Below are 742 nucleotides of genomic sequence, written 5' to 3' on the forward strand. Positions count from 1 at the left end.
GCAAGCGGCTTGACACAGGGCTTCTCATGCCGCCACCTCCTCCGGGCGACGGCCAAAGCCAGCCGCTTGGGTCCCACGGTTCATCGCTCTTGGCACCGATTCCTCCTCGAATCACCCACTACCGCGGCCAGTTCGGGGGGACCGACTGCCTCTCGCGGTTTCCCCGGACTGCGTGTAGTGTCACTACACGAACGTACGCTACACATACACTCAGCGCGGAGTAAACCCATGGTCGAATCTCACTCGGTGCCCGGTCCGGACATTCCGACGAGCGCGGCGCCACAGGTGCAGGCGGACTTCTCAGTTATCCCACGGTTCGCCTCACCGCCGACGTTCGCCGGTCTTCCTCGGGCCGACGAGGTCACGGACTACGAGATCGGCATCGTGGGCATCCCGTTCGACTCCGGGGTGACCTACCGACCCGGCGCCCGGTTCGGGCCGGGCCACATCCGGGCTGGCTCGCGACTCTTGCGTCCCTACAACCCGGACCTGAACACACGGCCCTTCGAGCGGGTCCAGGTCGCGGATCTCGGTGACGTCGGGGTGACACCGTTCTCCATCGACACAGCCATGGCACAGTGGCAGGCCCAGTTCGAGGCCATGGCGGAGAGGTCCCGGCGTCTGCTCGTCCTCGGCGGCGACCACACGGTGACCCTGCCGGTGCTGCGCACCCTGGCCCGGCGGCACGGCCCGATCTCGGTCGTGCACTTTGATGCCCACCTCGACACCTGGGATACCTACT

1 protein-coding gene is annotated in these 742 nt (G+C 66.6%); it reads left to right on the forward strand.

Annotated features, from left to right (window positions below):
• Positions 1-228 precede the first annotated feature (228 nt).
• Positions 229-742, forward strand: a 514-nt coding sequence (locus N864_RS22825) for an arginase family protein (RefSeq protein ID WP_205621047.1), incomplete at its 3' end; no start/stop codon positions are given.

The sequence above is a fragment of the Intrasporangium chromatireducens Q5-1 genome (assembly GCF_000576575.1).
GTDB classification, from domain to species: Bacteria; Actinomycetota; Actinomycetes; order Actinomycetales; family Dermatophilaceae; genus Intrasporangium_A; species Intrasporangium_A chromatireducens.